Source organism: Halomonas sp. (genome assembly GCF_052095765.1).
GTDB lineage: Bacteria > Pseudomonadota > Gammaproteobacteria > Pseudomonadales > Halomonadaceae > Halomonas.
Map to the genome: position 1 here is coordinate 13,986 of NZ_JBQDJZ010000020.1, position 19,026 is coordinate 33,011.

General features: G+C 60.6%; 22 protein-coding genes. 15 read left to right on the forward strand and 7 right to left on the reverse strand.

Annotated features, from left to right (window positions below):
* The first annotated feature begins 69 nt into the window (after window positions 1-69).
* The 7 genes from ACTH3D_RS04415 (at window position 70) to ACTH3D_RS04445 (ending at window position 5,601) form a co-directional block, all read left to right on the forward strand.
* On the forward strand, window positions 70-660 hold the full coding sequence (locus tag ACTH3D_RS04415; RefSeq protein WP_441665655.1) for a DUF3261 domain-containing protein: 591 nt from the start codon (window positions 70-72) through the stop codon (window positions 658-660).
* On the forward strand, window positions 645-1,844 hold the full coding sequence (locus ACTH3D_RS04420) for a beta-ketoacyl-ACP synthase (RefSeq protein WP_441665657.1): 1,200 nt from the start codon (window positions 645-647) through the stop codon (window positions 1,842-1,844). Before ACTH3D_RS04415 ends, ACTH3D_RS04420 begins: the two co-directional genes overlap by 16 nt.
* Window positions 1,841-2,347, forward strand: coding sequence for an ApeP family dehydratase (locus ACTH3D_RS04425; protein ID WP_441665659.1), 507 nt, complete (start codon window positions 1,841-1,843; stop codon window positions 2,345-2,347). Before ACTH3D_RS04420 ends, ACTH3D_RS04425 begins: the two co-directional genes overlap by 4 nt.
* The gene (gene fabG / locus ACTH3D_RS04430) at window positions 2,344-3,069 is read left to right on the forward strand and encodes a 3-oxoacyl-ACP reductase FabG (protein WP_441665661.1); all 726 of its coding nucleotides are present in this window, start codon (window positions 2,344-2,346) and stop codon (window positions 3,067-3,069) included. Before ACTH3D_RS04425 ends, fabG begins: the two co-directional genes overlap by 4 nt.
* On the forward strand, window positions 3,069-4,328 hold the full coding sequence (locus tag ACTH3D_RS04435; RefSeq protein WP_441665663.1) for a beta-ketoacyl-ACP synthase: 1,260 nt from the start codon (window positions 3,069-3,071) through the stop codon (window positions 4,326-4,328). The genes fabG and ACTH3D_RS04435 overlap by 1 nt, the downstream gene beginning before the upstream one ends.
* Before the next feature lie 60 nt (window positions 4,329-4,388).
* Window positions 4,389-4,829, forward strand: a complete 441-nt coding sequence (locus ACTH3D_RS04440; protein ID WP_441665665.1) for an excinuclease ATPase subunit — start codon at window positions 4,389-4,391, stop codon at window positions 4,827-4,829.
* Between the two features lie 151 nt (window positions 4,830-4,980).
* Window positions 4,981-5,601, forward strand: coding sequence for a 4'-phosphopantetheinyl transferase family protein (locus ACTH3D_RS04445; RefSeq protein ID WP_441665667.1), 621 nt, complete (start codon window positions 4,981-4,983; stop codon window positions 5,599-5,601).
* On the opposite strand, the gene ACTH3D_RS04450 is transcribed toward ACTH3D_RS04445, so the two are convergent.
* Genes ACTH3D_RS04450 through ACTH3D_RS04460 form a run of 3 tightly spaced genes read right to left on the reverse strand, consistent with a single transcriptional unit; the run spans window position 5,525 to window position 7,922 of the window.
* Complete coding sequence (locus ACTH3D_RS04450) at window positions 5,525-6,460, reverse strand: biotin-dependent carboxyltransferase family protein (RefSeq protein ID WP_441665669.1); 936 nt, start codon at window positions 6,458-6,460, stop codon at window positions 5,525-5,527. The genes ACTH3D_RS04445 and ACTH3D_RS04450 overlap by 77 nt on opposite strands.
* Window positions 6,457-7,161, reverse strand: a complete 705-nt coding sequence (gene pxpB / locus ACTH3D_RS04455) for a 5-oxoprolinase subunit PxpB (RefSeq protein ID WP_441665671.1) — start codon at window positions 7,159-7,161, stop codon at window positions 6,457-6,459. Before pxpB ends, ACTH3D_RS04450 begins: the two co-directional genes overlap by 4 nt.
* Window positions 7,162-7,172: 11 nt before the next feature.
* Window positions 7,173-7,922 (reverse strand): 5-oxoprolinase subunit PxpA, encoded by a 750-nt coding sequence (locus ACTH3D_RS04460; RefSeq protein WP_441665673.1) that lies wholly within the window; start codon window positions 7,920-7,922, stop codon window positions 7,173-7,175.
* A 204-nt stretch (window positions 7,923-8,126) separates the two neighbouring features.
* Between ACTH3D_RS04460 and ACTH3D_RS04465 the strand changes: the two genes are divergently transcribed.
* From ACTH3D_RS04465 to ACTH3D_RS04480, 4 genes are all read left to right on the forward strand, one after another.
* Window positions 8,127-8,561 (forward strand): VOC family protein, encoded by a 435-nt coding sequence (locus ACTH3D_RS04465; RefSeq protein WP_441665675.1) that lies wholly within the window; start codon window positions 8,127-8,129, stop codon window positions 8,559-8,561.
* Between the two features lie 131 nt (window positions 8,562-8,692).
* Window positions 8,693-9,691 (forward strand): TRAP transporter substrate-binding protein, encoded by a 999-nt coding sequence (locus tag ACTH3D_RS04470; RefSeq protein WP_441665677.1) that lies wholly within the window; start codon window positions 8,693-8,695, stop codon window positions 9,689-9,691.
* 144 nt (window positions 9,692-9,835) lie between these two features.
* Window positions 9,836-10,393, forward strand: coding sequence for a TRAP transporter small permease (locus tag ACTH3D_RS04475; protein ID WP_441665697.1), 558 nt, complete (start codon window positions 9,836-9,838; stop codon window positions 10,391-10,393).
* A 137-nt stretch (window positions 10,394-10,530) separates the two neighbouring features.
* The gene (locus ACTH3D_RS04480; protein WP_441665679.1) at window positions 10,531-11,835 is read left to right on the forward strand and encodes a TRAP transporter large permease; all 1,305 of its coding nucleotides are present in this window, start codon (window positions 10,531-10,533) and stop codon (window positions 11,833-11,835) included.
* A gap of 14 nt (window positions 11,836-11,849) precedes the next feature.
* On the opposite strand, the gene ACTH3D_RS04485 is transcribed toward ACTH3D_RS04480, so the two are convergent.
* The 4 genes from ACTH3D_RS04485 to ACTH3D_RS04500 are packed head-to-tail and all read right to left on the reverse strand — an operon-like array spanning window position 11,850 to window position 15,932.
* Complete coding sequence (locus ACTH3D_RS04485) at window positions 11,850-12,977, reverse strand: metal ABC transporter permease (RefSeq protein ID WP_441665681.1); 1,128 nt, start codon at window positions 12,975-12,977, stop codon at window positions 11,850-11,852.
* The gene (locus ACTH3D_RS04490; RefSeq protein ID WP_441665683.1) at window positions 12,977-14,128 is read right to left on the reverse strand and encodes a metal ABC transporter permease; all 1,152 of its coding nucleotides are present in this window, start codon (window positions 14,126-14,128) and stop codon (window positions 12,977-12,979) included. The genes ACTH3D_RS04485 and ACTH3D_RS04490 overlap by 1 nt, the downstream gene beginning before the upstream one ends.
* A complete protein-coding gene (locus ACTH3D_RS04495) occupies window positions 14,125-14,916 on the reverse strand; it encodes a metal ABC transporter ATP-binding protein (RefSeq protein ID WP_441665685.1) in 792 nt (263 codons plus the stop codon). The genes ACTH3D_RS04490 and ACTH3D_RS04495 overlap by 4 nt, the downstream gene beginning before the upstream one ends.
* A 41-nt stretch (window positions 14,917-14,957) precedes the next feature.
* Window positions 14,958-15,932: a metal ABC transporter solute-binding protein, Zn/Mn family gene (locus ACTH3D_RS04500; RefSeq protein WP_441665687.1), complete on the reverse strand. Its 975-nt coding sequence runs from the start codon at window positions 15,930-15,932 to the stop codon at window positions 14,958-14,960.
* 429 nt (window positions 15,933-16,361) lie between these two features.
* Between ACTH3D_RS04500 and ACTH3D_RS04505 the strand changes: the two genes are divergently transcribed.
* The 4 genes from ACTH3D_RS04505 to nrfD all read left to right on the forward strand — a co-directional run.
* Window positions 16,362-16,628, forward strand: coding sequence for a hypothetical protein (locus ACTH3D_RS04505; protein ID WP_441665689.1), 267 nt, complete (start codon window positions 16,362-16,364; stop codon window positions 16,626-16,628).
* Between the two features lie 130 nt (window positions 16,629-16,758).
* Window positions 16,759-17,421, forward strand: coding sequence for a hypothetical protein (locus tag ACTH3D_RS04510; protein ID WP_441665691.1), 663 nt, complete (start codon window positions 16,759-16,761; stop codon window positions 17,419-17,421).
* Between the two features lie 377 nt (window positions 17,422-17,798).
* Entirely contained in the window at window positions 17,799-18,575 is a 777-nt protein-coding gene (gene dsrO / locus ACTH3D_RS04515) for a sulfate reduction electron transfer complex DsrMKJOP subunit DsrO (RefSeq protein WP_441665693.1), read from the forward strand.
* A partial coding sequence (gene nrfD / locus ACTH3D_RS04520; RefSeq protein ID WP_441665695.1) for an NrfD/PsrC family molybdoenzyme membrane anchor subunit occupies window positions 18,559-19,026 on the forward strand: 468 nt, incomplete at its 3' end. The genes dsrO and nrfD, both read left to right, overlap by 17 nt.

The window sequence follows — 19,026 nt, forward strand, 5'->3', positions numbered from 1 at the left end:
GGACGCTCACCTCACAACGACTTCACCATCTGCAGACAGCCCCTCCCATGCTCGCCCTCCAGGAGGGTCATGCCAGCTGTGCTGAGACTCGCGATACTGGCAGGGTTCTCGCTGCTACTCTCTGCCTGCAGCATGGTGCCCACCACTCCCCCGGCTCCGGCACTGGAGACGCTGTCGCCGGCAGGCCCCGAGACTCAGCGCCTGAGTTTTGTCCGCGACGATGAGACCCGGGTGTTGATCGGCGTGTTGCGCCACGACAGTCAACAGCTACAACTGGCACTGCTGAGCCCACAGGGCCAGCGGCTACTGACCCTGGTGCGCGATGCCTCGGGAGCGCGCTTTCTGCCCGGCGCCGCCTTCGAGCCGCCGTTTTCGGCAAACTGGCTGGCCAGCCGCCTGAGCTGGAGTCTGTGGCCCGAAGACCAGCTCACGGATGCTTTCGCGGGCAGCGACTGGTCAATCACCCAGGCGGGGCAGCAACGCCGAATCTATCGTGGCCGCCAGCTGGTGGCGCGCCTCGAGATGGCGCCAGGATGCCAAGTGATTCATGATATCGAGGCGGGCTACCGGCTTAGCATTGCGTCTCCCGGTGCGGCTTCACATACTGACATTACCCCCGATAGCAACCTAGCGACGGATCCACCATGTCCCGCAACGTAAAGAAAATACACAAGCCCTGCCGGCTCCAGGCGCCGGCCGTGGTCTGCCCCTTGGGGGATAGCCTGGACGCCATCGCCACCCGTCTGTTCGACGGCCAGCGGGGCCTCGCGCAGAGCGACGCCTACACCGCAGGACGGCCTTTATGGCTGGGTACCGTCACGACGCCGTTGCCCGATGATAGCGACTGGCCCGCGTACCATCGTTCGCGCAACAATCGTCTGCTCGCCGCCGCCCTGGAGCGTCTTACACCGAGCCTGAACTCCTATCTTGCCGAGTACCCGGATGCCCGACTCGGCATCGTGATGGGCACCAGCACCTCCGGGATCGGCGAAACCGGAGCTGCGTTGGCACAGCGCCTCGAGACCGGCGACTGGCCGGCAGACTTCCACTACGCCCGCCACGAAATTGGCGCGCCGTCGGACTTTCTGGCATGGCGACTCGGCGCGACTGGGCCCTGCTACACTCTGTCCACCGCTTGTACTTCAAGTGCCAAGGCCCTCGCCAGCGCTCGACGCCTGATTCACGCCGGTCTGTGTGATGCGGTCATTGCCGGCGGTGCCGATACACTGTGCGAACTGACTGTCAACGGGTTTGCTTCACTCGATGCCATCAGCGACGTGCCTAACCGCCCTTTCGCGGCGGCTCGCGACGGTATCAACCTTGGCGAAGGCGCGGCGCTTTTCCTGGTCACTGGCGAAGAGGGCGGCATTCAGCTTACCGGCTGCGGCGAAACCAGCGACGCCTACCATATCTCGGCACCACGTCCCGATGGCGGGGGGGCCTTCGAGGCCATGTGCCAGGCCCTGGACATGGCCGGGATCCACCCCGAGCAAGTCGACTACCTTAATCTCCACGGCACCGCCACCCGCCAGAACGACAGCATGGAGTCACTGGCTGTCGCTCGCGCTTTTCCTGACGGTGTGGCCTGCGGCTCAACCAAGAGTCTTACCGGACATACGCTGGGCGCCTGCGGTGCGCTGGAAGCGGCCTTCTGCTGGCTGGCAATACGCCATGATCGTCTGCCGCCACATCTTGATACTCCAGACCCTGAGCTGCCCTCGTTGGATTTCTGTACCCAAACCGCTCAGCCGATCTCGGCTCGGCCTCCAGTGCGCCGCGCGCTTTCCAACGCCTTTGCCTTCGGTGGCAACAACATCGCCCTGCTGATGGAGCAAGCGCCATGATGGCCTCCCCGAACGAAACAACCCAGCCGCTGCCCGCCATTGCCGACCTGGTGCCACACAGCGGCGCCATGTGCCTGCTCGATGAAGTAGTAGAAATCGGTGAGGAACACCTGCGGGCACGGATTACCCCACGCGCCGACGACCCCTTCGCTGACGTTTCTGCCTCACCATCTGGAGGCATTCCCGGCTGGGTAGGTCTAGAATGGCTGGCCCAGGCCATTGCCGCCTGGTCGGGGCACGCCGCCAGCTCCAATAGTGGGCAACCGCAAATCGGCTTTCTGCTCGGCACGCGACGCTATCATTGCGAAGTCACCCACTTCGCCTTCAGTGAGCCGATCGACGTCGAGATCCACCTCGATTATCGCGCCGATAACGGCCTGGGTGCTTTTCGTGGCGAGCTGTACAGCGCCGACGAAAAACTGCTTGCCCAGGCCACTCTCAATGTCTTTCAACCCGACTCGGCCGACGCTCTGGCGGCCATGATCGAGGATTCTACTGCATGACCGATACTCTTCTTGTCACTGGCTCCAGTCGCGGCATTGGCCGTGCTATCGCCCTGCGTCTGGCCCGGGACGGCTTCGATATCGTACTGCATTGCCGCCAACGCCGCGAAGCTGCTGAGTCGGTAGCGGATGAAATCCGCACGCTCGGACGCGATGCGCGCATCCTGTGTTTTGATGTCACTGACCGCGAGGCTGCCCGCGAAGCATTGGAGGCCGATATCGAGACCCACGGTGCTTACTATGGTGTGGTGTGCAACGCCGGCATCACCGCCGACGGCGCCTTTCCAGCGCTGACCAATGAAGACTGGGACGCTGTCATCGACACCTCCCTCAATGGTTTCTATAACGTGGTCAAGCCGCTTAGCATGCCCATGGTGCGCCGCCGCAAGCCCGGACGCATCGTAGTCATATCCTCAGTATCGGGGCTAATGGGCAATCGTGGCCAAGTCAACTACAGTGCCGCCAAAGCCGGACTGATCGGTGCGGTCAAGGCGTTGGCTGTAGAGCTGGCCAAGCGCCACATCACGGTGAATGCGGTGGCTCCGGGGCTGATCGACACTGACATGACAGACGGCCTCGCCAGCGAGGAAGCCTTGAAGGTGATTCCCATGCAGCGCACCGGCACCAGCGAAGAAGTAGCCAGCGCCGTGAGTTTTCTATGCTCCAAGGACGCCAGCTATATCACCCGCCAGGTCATCGCGGTCAACGGAGGCATGTGCTGATGAGCTCGAGCGCAATTCGCGAGGACGGCCTGGGACGTCGCGTGGTAATCACTGGAATGGCCGGGTTCTCACCCATCGGAAACGACTGGGCCAGTATTCGCCAACGCCTGAAGAGCGGCACCAATGGCATTCGTCAGATGTCAGACTGGGACGTCTTTGCGGGTCTGAATACACGCCTCGCCGGCCCCGTCGAAGACTTCCACCTGCCCGTCCACTATCACCGCAAGGCCCTGCGCAGCATGGGTCGGGGCGCCCGCATGGCCACACGGGCCAGCGAGCTGGCACTGGAGGACGCGGGCCTTCTGGGCGCTGAACTGGTCGGCAGCGGCAACATGGGTATCGCCTACGGCGCCTCAGTGGGCGAGCCGGACGCCGTAGCCGATTTCGGCAACATGCTGCTCAACAAGTCCACCGACGGTCTCAATGCCAATTCCTACATCCGCATGATGGCGCACACCGCACCGGTCAATATCGGCGTTTTCCTCGGCGTACGCGGGCGGATTCATACGACCTCCAGCGCCTGTACCTCGGGTAGCCAGGGCATCGGTTACGCCTTCGAAGCGATTCGCTTCGGTCGTCAGACAGCGATGATCGCCGGTGGCTGCGAAGAGCTCTCCGCCTCAGAGGCGGCAGTATTCGACACTCTGTTCGCCACCAGCACCCTTAACGACACTCCCGAAGCCACACCCCGCCCGTTCGATGCCGAGCGTGATGGCCTGGTGATTGGCGAGGGTGCAGGAACCCTGATCCTTGAAGATCTAGAGAACGCTGAGGCTCGCGGCGCGACCATCCATGCCGAGCTGGTCGGCTTCGGCACCAACAGCGACGGCCGCCATGTCACCCAGCCCGACGCCACCATGATGGAGCGAGCCATTCGCGAAGCGCTCGAGGACGCGGGCCTGACTCCGGACAGAATCGGCTACGTCAGTGCCCACGGCACTGCTACCGATCGCGGTGACATTGCCGAGTCTCACGCCACCCAGGCGGTATTCGGCAGCCACCAGCCGATTAGTTCTTTCAAGAGTTTCACTGGCCATACTCTGGGTGCCTGCGGCGCCCTGGAAGCCTGGGTCGCCATCGAAATGATGCGCGATGGCTGGTTCCACCCCACGGCCAATCTCGAGCACCCTGATCCCGCCTGCGCCGAGCTCGACTACCTTCGCGGCGAGGGAAGACAGCTCGGCTGCGAGTACGTCATGAGCAACAACTTCGCCTTCGGCGGCATCAATACGTCATTAATTTTCCGCCGCTGGCCCTAATCCGGTCCAATAACCACCGGCCCTAACGGGCCACCATCACTCTGCAAGGAAGCGTTACCGATGAAGAAAAAACACCTCGCACTCTCCGCCTTACTCGCCAGCATGAGCGTTGCCGTCAGCGCCGAAGCGCGTGACACTCGCCTGCTTCTGCCGATCGAGGAAGCCATGTCGACGCCAGACGCCAGGGCTAAGCTTAATCCGAACGTCCGCCTGGTATTCGGCGAAAGTGCTGGCGTTGTGAACGAAGAGTATGGGTCAGTGGTTACCAACCGTAAAACCAATGCCTTCAACAAGACCGACGAAGAAGCCTGCCGCTGGGTCATGCTGTCAGCGATGATGGCACTACAGGACGATGCGCTTCAGAAAGGCGCCAACGCCGTGATCAATATCGAGAGTTACTACAAAAAGGTGCCAATGTCCTCTACCACAGAGTATGAGTGCCATGCCGGCACGTTGATGGCAGGCGTAGCGCTCAAGGGCGATGTCGTCACCCTGCCCTGACGCCGCGGCTCCGCGTCTACTTTTAGCCCTGGCCAGAGTCAGGGATAAAGTCAGCCAGAGGGAAGAGAGCCCGGGAACAGCCAGTGCCAGAACCAAGGGCGCCGATGCCTCGCGGCTCGGCCGTGAGCTGCTAAGCCAGCTCGCAGCTTATTTGAGTAACAATTGCCCAGTAGAAAAATGGTCGCCACGCGGCAGCGGACCGCCTCGTCACGCGCAGCTACCTGATGGGCTGTGGGCTTGTCTGAGCCACAGCCACGACTTAGTCATTGCCGGTATCGCCAACTGTCCGCTAGGGCTGGATATCGAGCGCTCAAATCCGCGCCATCGCTGGCGGCTCGATGGGCTGATCGAGAGCCTGCCAGAAGCGGAGGTACGTGACGCCATTCGTGCCTCCCCCGATCCGCTGGCAGCTTTTTATCGTGCCTGGACGCTACACGAAGCGTACTACAAACTCGCCTGCCTGGAGAGCTCCCCACCCGCGCATGTGCTTGCCACGCGCATCGCATCGCTGTTCGCCCAGCAGCGTACAAGCCTAGACCCGGGGCTCGGCAGCGACCCCGAAATCCATGCCCAGCAACACCAGGATGACGGTTACACCCTGAGCCTGTGCAGCAGAACAACGAGGCTGTGCATCGTGACACCGTTGGCCGCTTCTCAACCCAGACTCTTTTCTGGAGCACCTCTGACACTTCAACTCAACGCCATGCCTGTAGCTGAGCCAGGTGCTCACGCCGGGCGCACTCTGGTGAAGTGGGAGCCAGCCGCACTTTAGTGCCGGGCTGGCACTGGGCGAGGCGCGCGCAAGCCAGCGGCGTGAGTGCGCCGAGGCGCGGGTAGCCGCCGATGGTCTGGCGGTCGTTCATCAGGATAATCGGTTGGCCGTCGGGCGGCACCTGCACCGCGCCCAGCGGTATGCCCTCAGAGATGATGCCTTTCATGCGGCAGCCAAGCTCGGGGCCGGTCAGGCGAATGCCCATCCGGTCGGCGCGCTGATCGACAGTCCAGGTGTCATTGAAGGCGTGGTACAGGCTTGCCCCATGAAATGCGCTGATCTGGGCGCCGGTGACCAGCTCAAGAGTGATGATTCCTGTCGCCGGGCTAGATACCACGGCGTTCGATGCGGCCTGCGGGGCTGAGTCAGCAGCGGTCGTTTTCACCGCCTGCAGTCGGTCGTCTTTCATCAGCGGCTTGCCTTGGCCGTCGAGGCCGCCCAAGCCTTCGCGCACGGTGCTGGACAAGCTGCCCAGCAGCGGCTCGCCGGACACACCGCCCGGCACGGCCAGGTAGGCACGCAGCCCGCTTTTAGGTGAGCCGAAGCGCAGCCGCTGACCCTGTTTGAGCGTGAAGCGGCTGCCCGGAGCCCCAGCAGAGAGCGGCGCGTCATCGATGCGCGCGTCAAGATCCGCGCCGGCCAGTGCCAAGGTGATATCGGCTTCAGCGACCAGACACAGCCCCCCGGCCATGATCTCAATGCCGGCGGCCCCGACTGCGTTGCCTAGCAGCCGGTTGGCCCAGCCCAGCGCGACCCAGTCCATGGCGCCACCTTGGGTCACACCGAGATGGCGCACGCCGAAGCGTCCGCCGTCTACGATCAGCGCCAGCGGCCCGGTGCTTTCTACTCTAAGGCTCATCCTCGCTCCTCCAGGGGTGTGGTATCTCCGCCCTGGGCCACAAAGGCCGCGCGGTCGATGGCCACGAAGCGCACCTTGTCGCCAGGCTGAAACAGGGTGTAGCCCTCGCGGTTGCGATCGAACAGCGTGACGGCGGTGCGCCCCAACAGGTTCCAGCCGCCGGGCGATGGCGCAGGGTAGATGGCAGTCTGACGATCGGCAATACCTACCGAACCAGCGGCGACCTTCTGGCGCGGCGTGCTGAGCCTGGGCGTAGCGAGCGCTTCTTCTACCAGCCCCATGAAGCCATAACCGGGGGCAAACCCCAGCGCGAACACGCTGTATTCATGCGCGCTGTGGCGCTCAATCACCTCATCCACAGACACGCCAAGTCGCTTGGCAATCACCGGAAGCTCAGGCCCGACGCTCGGGTCGTACCACACCGGAATTTCGTGCAGGGTACTGGCATTGGCTGACAGCGGCTCGAGGCCATCCAGCGCGCTCAGGATGTGCTGGCGTGCATCGGGCAGCGCAATTTTTTCGATATCGAACTGTACCAGCAGCGTGGTGTAGGACGGGACGATGTCCAGCACCTCATCGCCCAAGGCGCGCTGAATGGCCGCCTCGGCAGCCAACACCCAGGGCATATGCGCTTCGTCGATATGTGTAAACAGCCGCACGATCAGGCTATCGAAAGCGACGGTTTCCAGTGTTGGCTTCATCAACGTCGTCATCAATGACCCAGTCCGTCAAAGGCTTGGCGGATGGCGCGCACTGCGGCCACCGAGCTTTCATTATCGCCGTGGACGCACAGAGTATCGGCGGGCAGCATCAGCCGTGTGCCGTCGTTGGCCACCAGCGCCTGGCCCTTGGCCAGAGTGACTGCTTGGGCAACGATGGTGTCTTCGTCGTCGTGCACCGCTCCGGGTTCGCGCCGTGACACCAGCCGCCCCTGGCCGTCGTAGGCACGGTCGGCGAACACTTCGAACCACAGCGTTACGCCCTCTTCGTCGGCCAGTTGACGAATCGCCTGGGTATCGGCGGTCGCCATCACCAGCAGCGGCAGGCTCGGGTCATAGGCCTTGACTGCTTTCATGGTCGCCCGCAGCAGGGTCATGTCCACGGCCATGTCGTTATACAGCGCACCATGGGGTTTAACGTAGCTAACCTTACCGCCCTCGGCACGACACAGGCCATCCAGCGCGCCAATCTGGTAGAGCAGCAGGTTTTCGGCCTCTTGTGGGGAGACGGCCAGACTGCGCCGCCCGAAACCGAGCAGATCCGGATAGCCGGGGTGGGCACCGATACGCACGCCGTTGGCTACTGCGTAACCCACGGTGCGACGCATGACATCTGGGTCGCCGGCATGAAAGCCACAGGCGATGTTGGCACAGTCAATAAATGCCATCACGTCCTGGTCGCGGCCCATCTGCCAGGCACCAAAGCTTTCACCTACATCACAGTTCAACAAGGGAGTCGGCATGGCGTGTCATCCTGGTTACGAGTCAAAAATGTCTGGTCAGCAATAGCTGATCGCCGCTCTACAGTGTGCGTCCAGCTGCTCACGCAAACCAGCGGGGTACTGCCAGCTAACGGCTACAATGTGAAAAATGTTGACGTCTGGCAAGCGGCAACGAACAATCACCAAAAGCCTAACCCACTCTTTTTATTGCTGGAGATTGACTCAATGGCCGTTACCGATCCGTTCCATCTTGCCATTCAGGTGCGCGACATCGACGAGGCGCGGCGCTTCTACGGTGAGTTTCTTGGCTGTCCGGAGGGTCGCAGTTCAGAGGCCTGGGTCGATTTTGATCTGTATGGTCATCAGTTCGTCTGCCACCTGAATCCGGCGCTGAATAATGCCAGTGATACTGCGGTGAAAAACCCGGTAGATGGCCAGGGTGTACCGGTACCGCACTTCGGTGTGGTGTTGGAGATGGAAGCTTGGCAGGCGCTGGCTGATAAGCTGAAAGCTCACGGCGTGGCGTTCGAGATTGAACCCTACGTGCGCTTCAAGGGTGAGCCCGGCGAACAGGCCACCATGTTCTTCAAGGATCCGTCCGGCAACGCGCTGGAGTTCAAGGCGTTCAAGGACCGCGAAAGCCAGTTATTTCGTAAGTAACCCTGCGGCCAAATACGCCACCCCCTGTCGTTTGACCTTCATCACACGATAGGCAAGGCTTTACAGGACTGCACTAGCCTTGAGAAATCCGTTGATTCCCGTTTCTCCAATAGTAATAAAAGGATATCACCATGACCTTCAAGCGCACTCCCCTGGCCATCGCCACGACTCTTGCCACCGCTGCGGCCCTGTTCGGGGCTGCCGGTGCGGCCCAGGCCGCTGACTGGAACCTGGCCACCCCCTATGGCGACGCCAGTTTTCATACCGTCAACACCAAGCAGTTTGCCGACGATGTCCGCGAGGCTACCAATGGCGAGCTGGATATCACCGTGCATTCCGGCGGCTCGCTGATCAGTCATGGCGAGATCAAACCCTCAGTACGTCGCGGCACCGTTCAGGCGGGCGAGGTGTTCCTGTCGGTACTATCTAACGACTCGCCGGTGTTCGAACTCGATACCCTGCCTGGCCTGGCCGGCAGCTACGACGATGCCTACGCGCTATGGCAGGCCAGCAAGCCGGTGATTACTGAACTGTTTGCCGAGCAGGGCATGTTGCCACTCTACGCCGTGGCCTGGCCGGCTCAGGGCATCTATACCGACTTCGAACTCAATGACCCCAGCCAGTTCAAGGGCCTGCGGGTACGGGCACCCAACATCAACACCCAGCGGCTGACCGAAAACCTCGGAGGCCTGCCTACTGAAACTGAAGAGTCTGATATTCCCACGGCTTTCTCGACAGGTCGCGTCGACGCCATGATCACCTCGGTGTCCACCGGTGAGGCCATGGCCGCCTGGGAGTACGTGTCAAACTACAATGACGCCAACCTATGGATTCCCAAAAACATCATCTTCGTCAACCAGCGCGCCTTTGACGGCCTGGATGAAGAGACCCAGCAAGCGCTACTGGATGCTGCCGCCAAGGCTGAAGAGCGCGGCTGGGAAGCCAGCAAGGCCGATGCCAAAGCCAGTACTGAGGCGCTTGAGGCCAATGGCATGAATGTCACTACGCCCAACGATGCCGTAGCCGAAGCACTGCAGACGGCCGGCAACGCCCTCTATGAAGACTGGCAGAGCCGCGCCGATGACCGCGCCAAGGCACTGATCGAGGACTACCGCGCACGTCAGCAGTAACGGGGACTGATGTCCCCTGCTCGTTGCGGACACCAGCCAGGCGCTTGACCGCCGGCTGGTATCCGCCCCTTCCCACCGCTGGAGCGCCTGCGCATGGAAAAACCCACTAACCGCACCGCAAGCAGCGCCGCCCGAGGCGCCCGCCTGCGCTTTCGCCTGATGCCGCTATATCGACTCGGCGGCTGGGGGGCTGCAGCGTCAATGATTGCCATCTGCGGACTGGTCTCGGTTCAAGTGCTGTTCCGCCTGCTCGATGCCATTCTGGTGCTGTTTGGTGGTGATCGTCTGGGATTAGAAATTGGCGGTGTCTCTGAGCTGGCTGCCTATCTGCTGGTGGGCGCGTCTTTTCTCGGCACGGCTTACACCTTCACTCACCATGCCCATATCCGGATGTCACTACTGATTCAGCGCCTGCCAGCACGTGTCCGGGTATTTGTCGAAACCTGGTGTCTTGGGGTCGCCCTGGCCCTGAACCTGCTGCTGTGCTGGTCACTGTGGACGCTGATTCAGGAAAGCCTTTCCTACAACGACGTGTCCTCCGGCATGCTAGCCATTCCGCTGTGGATTCCCCAGTTGACTCTGCTGGTGGGTATGTCGCTGATGAGCCTGGCTCTGCTGGAAGCACTCGGGTCAACCACCCGCACGGCCGTGACCGCCCCGGCAAGCTATCAGCCATTCGATGAAGATGCCAAAGAGGTCTAGCTGGCAATGCAGAGCGGGAATAACCAGGAGGCGCCCCTCCGGCACGAACCCGGCATCGCAATCTGTCTTTTCAACCGTTTCAACAAACAGTCGCCTTAATCAGCTCGCTATGAACATTTGAGCTCAGAGGAACCGCCGTGCTCACCATTAGCCTTGTTACCCTGTTGGCCCTGGCCATGCTGCTTGGCAGCGGCGTGTGGATCGCCTATGCCCTGCTGGGCACCGGCTGGATCGTACTGACACTGTTCTTTCCGCTGCCTGCCGGGGCAGTGCTCGCCTCGGATTTCTGGGGCGCCAGCTACGGCTGGGATCTTACTGCCCTGCCAATGTTCATCTGGATGGGTGAAGTGCTGTTCCGTTCAGGGCTGGCCAACAACATGTTTCAGGCATTATCGCCATGGCTGGGGCGCATTCCCGGCCGCCTGCTGCACTCCAACATCATCGGCAGCGGGCTGTTCGCCGCCGTCAGTGGCTCCTCTGCCGCCACCTGCGCCACAGTGGGCAAGATGACACTGCCGGAGCTGCAAAAACGCGGCTACGACGACAACCTTGCCATCGGCACCCTGGCCAGCGCCTCGACACTGGGCTTATTGATACCGCCGTCGATCATGATGATTGTTTACGGGGTGGTCACTGAGCAGTCGATCTCCCGGCTGTTCATTGCCGGCGTCGGCCCGGGTACCTTGCTGCTGGCCATGTTCATGACCTATGTGATCGGCTGGTCACTACTGGTGGGTAATCGTACTGGCGGTAGCGGGCAGCAGGAACCCCGCCTGCCGCTGGTGCAGAAGCTGCGTGGCAGCCTGCAATTGATACCACTGCTGGCACTGATCGGAGGCATTCTCGGTAGCATCTATGGCGGGCTGGCCTCGCCCACTGAGGCAGCGGCTTCTGGCGTGTTGCTGTCGATGCTGATCGCCCGGATCAATGGCCACTTCAACCTGGCGATTTTCAAGGAGGCACTGTTTGCCGCGGTGCGCACCTCCTGCATGATCGCTTTCATCATTGCCGGTGCATCGTTTCTGTCATCCGCCATGAGCTTCACCCGACTGCCCATGGATCTGGCCACGGCCATCGGTGCCATGGGCTTGTCTCCCGCCATGCTGCTGGTGGTGCTGACCCTGTTCCTGCTGGTGCTGGGTTGTTTCCTGGATGGCATCTCGCTGATTCTGCTAGTCACCTCGATCATCATGCCGGTGATTGTCGCTGCCGGCTTCGATCTGATCTGGTTCGGAATCTACCTAATCATCGTGGTGGAGATGTCGCAGATTACGCCGCCGGTAGGCTTCAACCTGTTTGTGATCCAGGGCCTGACCGGGCGCGACATCATGTCGATTACCCGAGCTACCGTGCCCTTCTTCCTGCTGATGGTACTTGCCATCGTGCTGATTTCGATGTTCCCCAGCATCGTGACCTACCTGCCGCGCATCATGAGTGGTTGATCGGGAAAACCAGCTTAGCGGGTCGGCTCAAGAATCTCGCGAGCCAGTGCCCGCCCGCTTTCCGTCAGCTCCAGCACCTCACCGTGGCACTGTATCAATCGGTCACGGCAGCTGCGCTCTACCACCCGACGGGCGCGTGCAGCGTCCCACATCAGATGCTCGCGCAGCGCGTGGGTCACGTTTTCCACCGCCTGCTGCGGCTCGTCTTCGTGGTTATACAGATGCACTGCCAGGGTGCGGACTTCGTTAAGCCGACGCTGACCACGCCGTCTCAGCCACTGGGCAATCAGCCCGTAGCGCGGACCCAGCAGAAACGCCAGAACCAGCAGCACACCGGTCATCACCGCCATCATGCCGCCGATGGACACATCCCAGGCCACCGCCAGGTAGTAGCCTGAGACACTGGCGATGACAGACACCAACGCCCCCAGCACGAAAATCAGCCACAGCCGGTCGGTCAGCAGATAAGCGGTGGACGGCGGTACGATAACGAAGGCGACGAACAGCACCGCGCCCACGGCGTCGAAAGCCGCCACGGCAGTGCCGCTAGTCAGCAGCAATAGTGCGTAGAACAGTAGCCCCGGTGCCAACCCCAGCGCTTTGGCCAGCGCTTCGTCAAAGGTGGCGAGCTTGAGCTCTTTATAGAACAGCGTGATGAAAGCAAGGTTGAGCAACGTCATCGCGCCCATCGTCAGCAGCGACTGCGGCACACGATATTCACCCAGGGTGACGGTATCTAGCCACACGAAGCCAATTTCGCCCAGCAGCACCGTATGGGTGTCGATATGCACGTCTCGGGCATACAAGTTGAGCAGCAGCACGCCCAGCGAAAACAGCACCGGGAACACCAACCCGATGGCGGCGTCCTTCTTTACTCGGCGCGTGCTGACAAGCAATTCGGTGAGAAACACCGTTAGCACCCCGGTCAAAGCGGCCCCGACAATCTGCACCGGGCCACTCTGCTGCTGGGTCAGCAACCACACTACCACGATGCCGAACACGATGGAATGGCCGATGGCGTCCGACAGCATACTGGTGCCGCGCAACACCAGCAGCGTACCCACCAGGCTGGACGCGGTGCCTACCAAGGCACCGACCAGCATGATCATCAGCGCGGGACTGTTGAAAATATCGGCAAGCATCAGCGTCCCTCCCGTCCCAGCGCATCCAGAATGCGCTCAGCCTCGCGAATGCCTGCCTGAGTCAGCACCCAGCGGTGCGACGGCCCGGGCTCATCCACAGTAGCTGCACGCCACTCCACCTGGCCCTTAGTCTGCAGCTTGCGTAGCGCGCCGCGCGTGCCCAGCCCATGATAGGTGTCCAGCATGCCCTGCTCGGGGGAGTAACCCGGGTCGTCGTGATGCGCCGCCAGCCGATACAGGGTGGTCAGCACATGCTGATAGCGCAGCCGGCGGCGCCCGCGCCATAAACTGACAGCCTCCCAAAGCATACCCCGGTGCGGCGCCAGGGCTAGCGATACCACCACCACCGCCGAGACGCTGAGAATGATCAGCGGCCCCGTCGCAAGCCCCGGCTTCAAAGCGCTGAGCACCGCCCCACTGACACCACCGAACATCCCGATTGCCGCCGACAGTATCACCATGCTTTCTAGGCGCCGCGTCCACTGTCGCGCGGCAACCGCTGGCGCAATCACCATGGCCGCCATCAGCACCACACCGACCATCTGCAGCCCGACCACCACCGCCAGCGCGATCATCACCGTCAGCACCACTTCAAGCCACAGCACCGGAAAGCCCAAAGAACCAGCGAACTCCGGGTCAAAGCTGACCAGCTTGAACTCCTTCCATAGGGCGGCGACCAGGCCAAGAGCCACCAGGGTAATGCCACCCATCAGCCACAGGTCCGAGCGCAAAATAGCCGCCGCTTGGCCGAATAGGAACGCATCGAGTCCGCCTTGGGCGGCGTTGTTCTTGCCCTGGATATAGGTCAGCAACACCACCCCGAAAGCAAAGAACACGCTCAGCGCAATACCCAGGGCGGCATCGGTCTTAAGACGACTCATGCGCGTCAACAACAGGATGACCAGCGCCGCCAGGGTGCCGGTGAACAACGCACCGGCCATGATGATGCCGATATCTCGGGTGCCGGCAATCAGGAAGCCCAGGCATACCCCGGGCAGAGCGGCGTGGGACATGGTGTCGCCCAGCAAGCTTTGCTGTCGCAGCACGGCGAAACAACCCAGCACGCCGCTGACCAAACCCAGCAGCACCGCGCCAATAATCACGCTCTGCAGGGTGTAATCCGTCAGCAGCGCCACAGCATTTTCCATCATGTGCTGGACGCCTCCTCGACGGCATCAGCCAGAAAGCTGGATTCGTCGAGCAGCGCGATCTGTCCGCCATAGGCACGGCGCAAATTATCGGCGGTGTAGACTTGTGACACTGGCCCCTGGGCGATGACCCGCACGTTGAGAATCAGCAGCCAGTCGAAGTAGCTGCGCACCGTCTGCAGGTCATGATGGACAACGATCACTGTTTTGCCGTCATCACGCAGGCGACGCAGGATATCGACAATGGCGCGCTCGGTGGTGGCATCGACGCCAGCCATGGGCTCGTCAAGAAAATACACGTCAGCCTGCTGCACCAACGCCCTAGCCAGGAACACGCGCTGCTGCTGCCCGCCGGACAGCTCGCTGATCTGGCGCTTGCTGAGGTGATCCATGCCGACCATTTCCAGTGCCGCCATGGCCTCATTGCGCTCGCGGCGACCCGGGCGACGCAACCAGCCCAGCCGCCCGTAAAGGCCCATCGTGACCACGTCCAGCGCAGTGGTGGGAAAGTCCCAGTCGACACTGGAGCGCTGGGGCACGTAGCCCACGCGGCGGCGATGATCTTTATAGGGTCGGCCAAACAGTGTGACGTGACCCGCCATCGACGGTACCAGGCCCAGCACGCTCTTGATCAAGGTGCTCTTGCCAGCCCCGTTAGGGCCGACAATGGCCGCCATCACGCCGGGCGGGACGTCAAAGTCGATATCCCACAGCACCGGCTTGCTGTGGTAGCTGACGGTAAGGTCCTCAACGTGCAAGGCAAGATACGGCTCGTGGAGCGGCATCGTCATGAGGCGATGTTCCTCTTAATCAAACGGGCGTCGACGAAAGCTTACCCATCAATCTGCCAGCGTACCACCCAATCATTCAGTACTTCAGGCAACGGCAACAGCTCCCCATCTAGGGCCTCAACAATATGCCGAGTGTTGCTATACAGCATGCCTAGGTAAGTGCCATCCACAGTGCCATCTTCACCCATGGCATCCGAGTAGAGCTGGCCGCCGATGCTCACCGCCTGGCCGCGCCGCTCAGCGGCGTCGATGACCGCCTGCACGGTGCGCGGATTGATGGTGCTTTCAATAAATATCGCCGGCACACCGCGCTCTACCACCACATCGGTCATCGCCCGAATATCCGCCACGCCAGTTTCGGTTTCCGTACTGACCCCCTGGATACCGGCCACCTCGATACCATAGGCTCGGCCATAGTAGTTGAAGGCGTCGTGAGCGGTGACCAGGATACGCTGCGACTCGGGGATGGTCGCAATGCTGCCGCGAATCCACTCATCTAGCGCCGTCATCTGCTCAAGGTACACGTCGGCATTGTTGGCAATGCCGTCAGCACAGTCGGGGCGCGCTTCACTCAGGGTGGATGCAATGACGGGCACGGTCTGGGACCACAGCCCCACGTCCATCCACAAGTGCGGGTCGATGCTGTAAGTGCCGCCGTCAACATGGATCAACCGTTCTTTCTCAATGCCGTCTTCTGACACAGCAACTGTCGGCCGAGTAGCCGAAAGGTGCTTAAGCACGTCACCCAGCTGGCCTTCCAGGGAGTATCCGGCATACAGGATCACGTCGCCTTTCTGGAAGGTAGTCACATCCCGGGCGCTGGCCCGGTAAAGATGCGGGTCCACACCCGGCCCCATCAGCGTGGTTACGTCCACGCACTCGCCACCTAACTGATCAGCCACCTGACCAATCATGCCGATGGTGGCAACCGCCTGTAATGGCTCTTCGGCTGCAGCAGGCTGAGCGGCTGCCATCAGAGAGCCGCCTAGCCACATGGATACCAGTGCCGTCAGCATGGCCGGTTTACCTACAGTGTCGCACGTAGTACTTGTCGCTATTTTCATTTGATCCCCTTTTAAATTAGATCCTAAACCCAGAATCACTAAGCCAATAGAAATGATTGGATAGGCCGGATATCCAGAAATAAATTGCGCACTCGCGCAAACAAGAATTAATCTCATTTAATTGATAGCATGTTGATGTCTTTGCGACAAGGGAAACTATCGGTAGCTATTGAAAAAGGTCAGCGCACAGAGCCAGCGCCAGCTATTTCACCTACACCATTAGTCGAATATTCCAGCCACCAAAGTCACTAACGAGCGCTGTTTTCTTGCCAGTTGTAAAAAAAATGGCGTAACCACTATCACAAGGCTAGCGAACCACCCATCAACTGGGGCATGCTGTCGATATTCCCAGACACTTTCAGGAGCATCATGAGTACGGCAATGCCTTCATACTCGGAAGAACTTACCGACCCTCCTCGAACCAGCCCTGACCTCGACGTCAGGGATCTAGAAAAACGCACCCGCCTGATGCGCGTTTTGACACGGCTGATTGCCGTATCCGAAATGGGCTGCAAGGAGATTGCCAGAGAGGCGGATGTGTCCAAACAGAAAGTCAGTCATTTGCTGGCCGGGCGCATCGAGCTGCTATCGCTCAACGAACTTGAGCAATTGCGCCTGGTGCTTGACGGAGAACCCTCCTCCTTTTGAATGCCCCTTGTTGACTATCCCCTTGCAAGCATGGCCATACGACCCCATTACTCTTTTGTGATGACTGAGTGCTCTGTGAGAGCTGAGCACTCTGCGACAGTCAAGTATGCACTCACTTAAGGATTTCCCCATGAAGAAACTGATTGGCGGTCTGTTGATGGCCGTTACGCTGCCCGCCCTCGCTGACGGCCAGGCGGTGATCCAGGCCACGTCACCGGACAGCAACGACCAGGTTGACATGAATGTGAGCTGGGCGGATGACAACATGCGCCTGGACTTCCCCGGACAGCAGGAAGGCTACATGCTGCTTCAGGGGGACAGCGGCTACATGATTACCGAGGCTGAAAACCAGAAAATCATCATGGATATCGGCATGCTCTCTGAGCTGGCCAAACAGATGACTGGTGAGCAGCAAAGCATGATCGGTGCTGCCTCACTGGAGAATCTGGAAGCCACCGGCCAGACCGAAACAATCGCCGGTATCGAAGGCGAGATCTATGACCTGGTGTGGACCGACAATGGCGGCAACAGCCATGAAGAAACTATTGTGTTGAGCGACAACACTCAGGCTCGCGAACTGCTTAACGCCTTCCACAGCTACCAGAAAGCACTGATCGGTGAGCCGGACCCCATAGCAGAGGCGCTTGAGGAACTTGGTATGGGCATGCTGCGCCAGGGCGACAGCTTCCTGATTGTTTCAGTGAACGGCGAGACGCCAGACGCCAGCATTTTCACCCTGCCAGAAGACGGCATGACTTTTGAAGAAATGATGCAAGACGCCATGAAGGGCTGATGCCAGAACAGCCAAGCCAAGCCGAGCCGTAACGCCGGCTGAATGACGAAAGCGCCCCGCACGCGGGGCGCTTTCTTGTGTTTGGATCCGCCCTCCCCCTATCCTTCCTTTCCATTCCATTCCCTTCTTTTTACTTTGCCTTCTCTCCTCTGCTTCTCTTCGCGACCATCCGCTGGCGCTTTTCTGCTTCCTTAAGCGCACAGGCACACCTGCCTGCCCAAGAAACCCCAAATATTATATGAATGTTAAGGCTTCTGCGCGCATTTCTTGACAAGAATCAAGCCCTGAATATAGCCACAACGTAACCTGCATGTAACCAACGTTCACTATTCAGGCAGGGACCGTTTCTGCCTTGTCATGTAAGCCCCGGAGACGCCATGGACCACATTCGCCGCTCCCTTCTTGGCCAGCTGGCCCGCCTAAGCGCGGGTGCTGCCTTGGTACCGCTGTCCAGCGTTGCCAGTGCCGGCATCAATGACCAGCCACCGCGCCGTGAAGGCGATCCCAACAAACGCTATGGCATGCTTATTGACCTGCGCCAGTGTATCGGCTGCCAGGCCTGTACCATTTCATGCCACATCGAAAATGACGTACCGATGGGTAACTTCCGTACGGTGGTATCGCAGTTTGAAGTGCAGCAGCAAGGCACTGACAACCTGGCCACCTTCATGCTGCCTAGGCTGTGCAATCACTGCGAGAACCCACCCTGCGTACCGGTATGCCCGGTACAGGCTACTTACAAGCGTCAGGACGGCATCGTAGTGGTGGACAGTGACCGCTGCGTGGGCTGCGCTTACTGCGTTAACGCCTGCCCCTACGACGCTCGCTTCATCAACGAAAAAACCCAGACGGCTGATAAGTGCACCTTCTGCGCACATCGCCTGGAAGCTGGCTTGCTACCGGCCTGCGTGGAGTCGTGTGTGGGTGGTGCGCGCATCATCGGTGACATGCTCAACCCCGACAGCGAGATCAGCCAGCTGATTGAAAAGCACCGCGACGAGCTGATGGTGCTACAGCCGGAAATGAACACCCTGCCGCAGGTCTTCTACCTGGGCATGGACGAACGCTTTACCACCAAGCCTGAGGCCGAACCTGGCATCTGGGACATTCTAGGCGCTAAAGACAAGGAGCTGGGCTATGAGTTTGGTCACTGAAGTCGTCGTACCACGCTATGGCATTGCCTGGTACCCGTGGGCAGTTCAGTACTTTTTCCTGATTGCCCTGTCGTATTGCACCCTGTGGCTGGCAGCGCCAGGCATGATTTTTGGCAAGAAAGCCTGGATGCCGACCGCGCGGATTGCGCTGCTGGCCTGTGTGACAACCACGCTGGTAGCGCCGGTCGCGCTACTGGCCGACCTGCACCAACCGCTGCGCTTCTGGCATTTCTATGGTTATCCGACTCCGTGGTCATGGATGTCGCTAGGCAGCCTCATGTTGCCGGTGTATCTGATTGCCGTGGTCTTGCTGGCCTGGCTGGCCTGGCGGCCTGCCCTGAAAGCCCGCAGCGACGAAAATGACGGCTGGTTTTCGCGCATTGCAGGCTGGTTGGCATGGGGCAACTGGCAGGCACCACGTGCCGTAGTTGCACTGGTCGGCCTGGCTGCC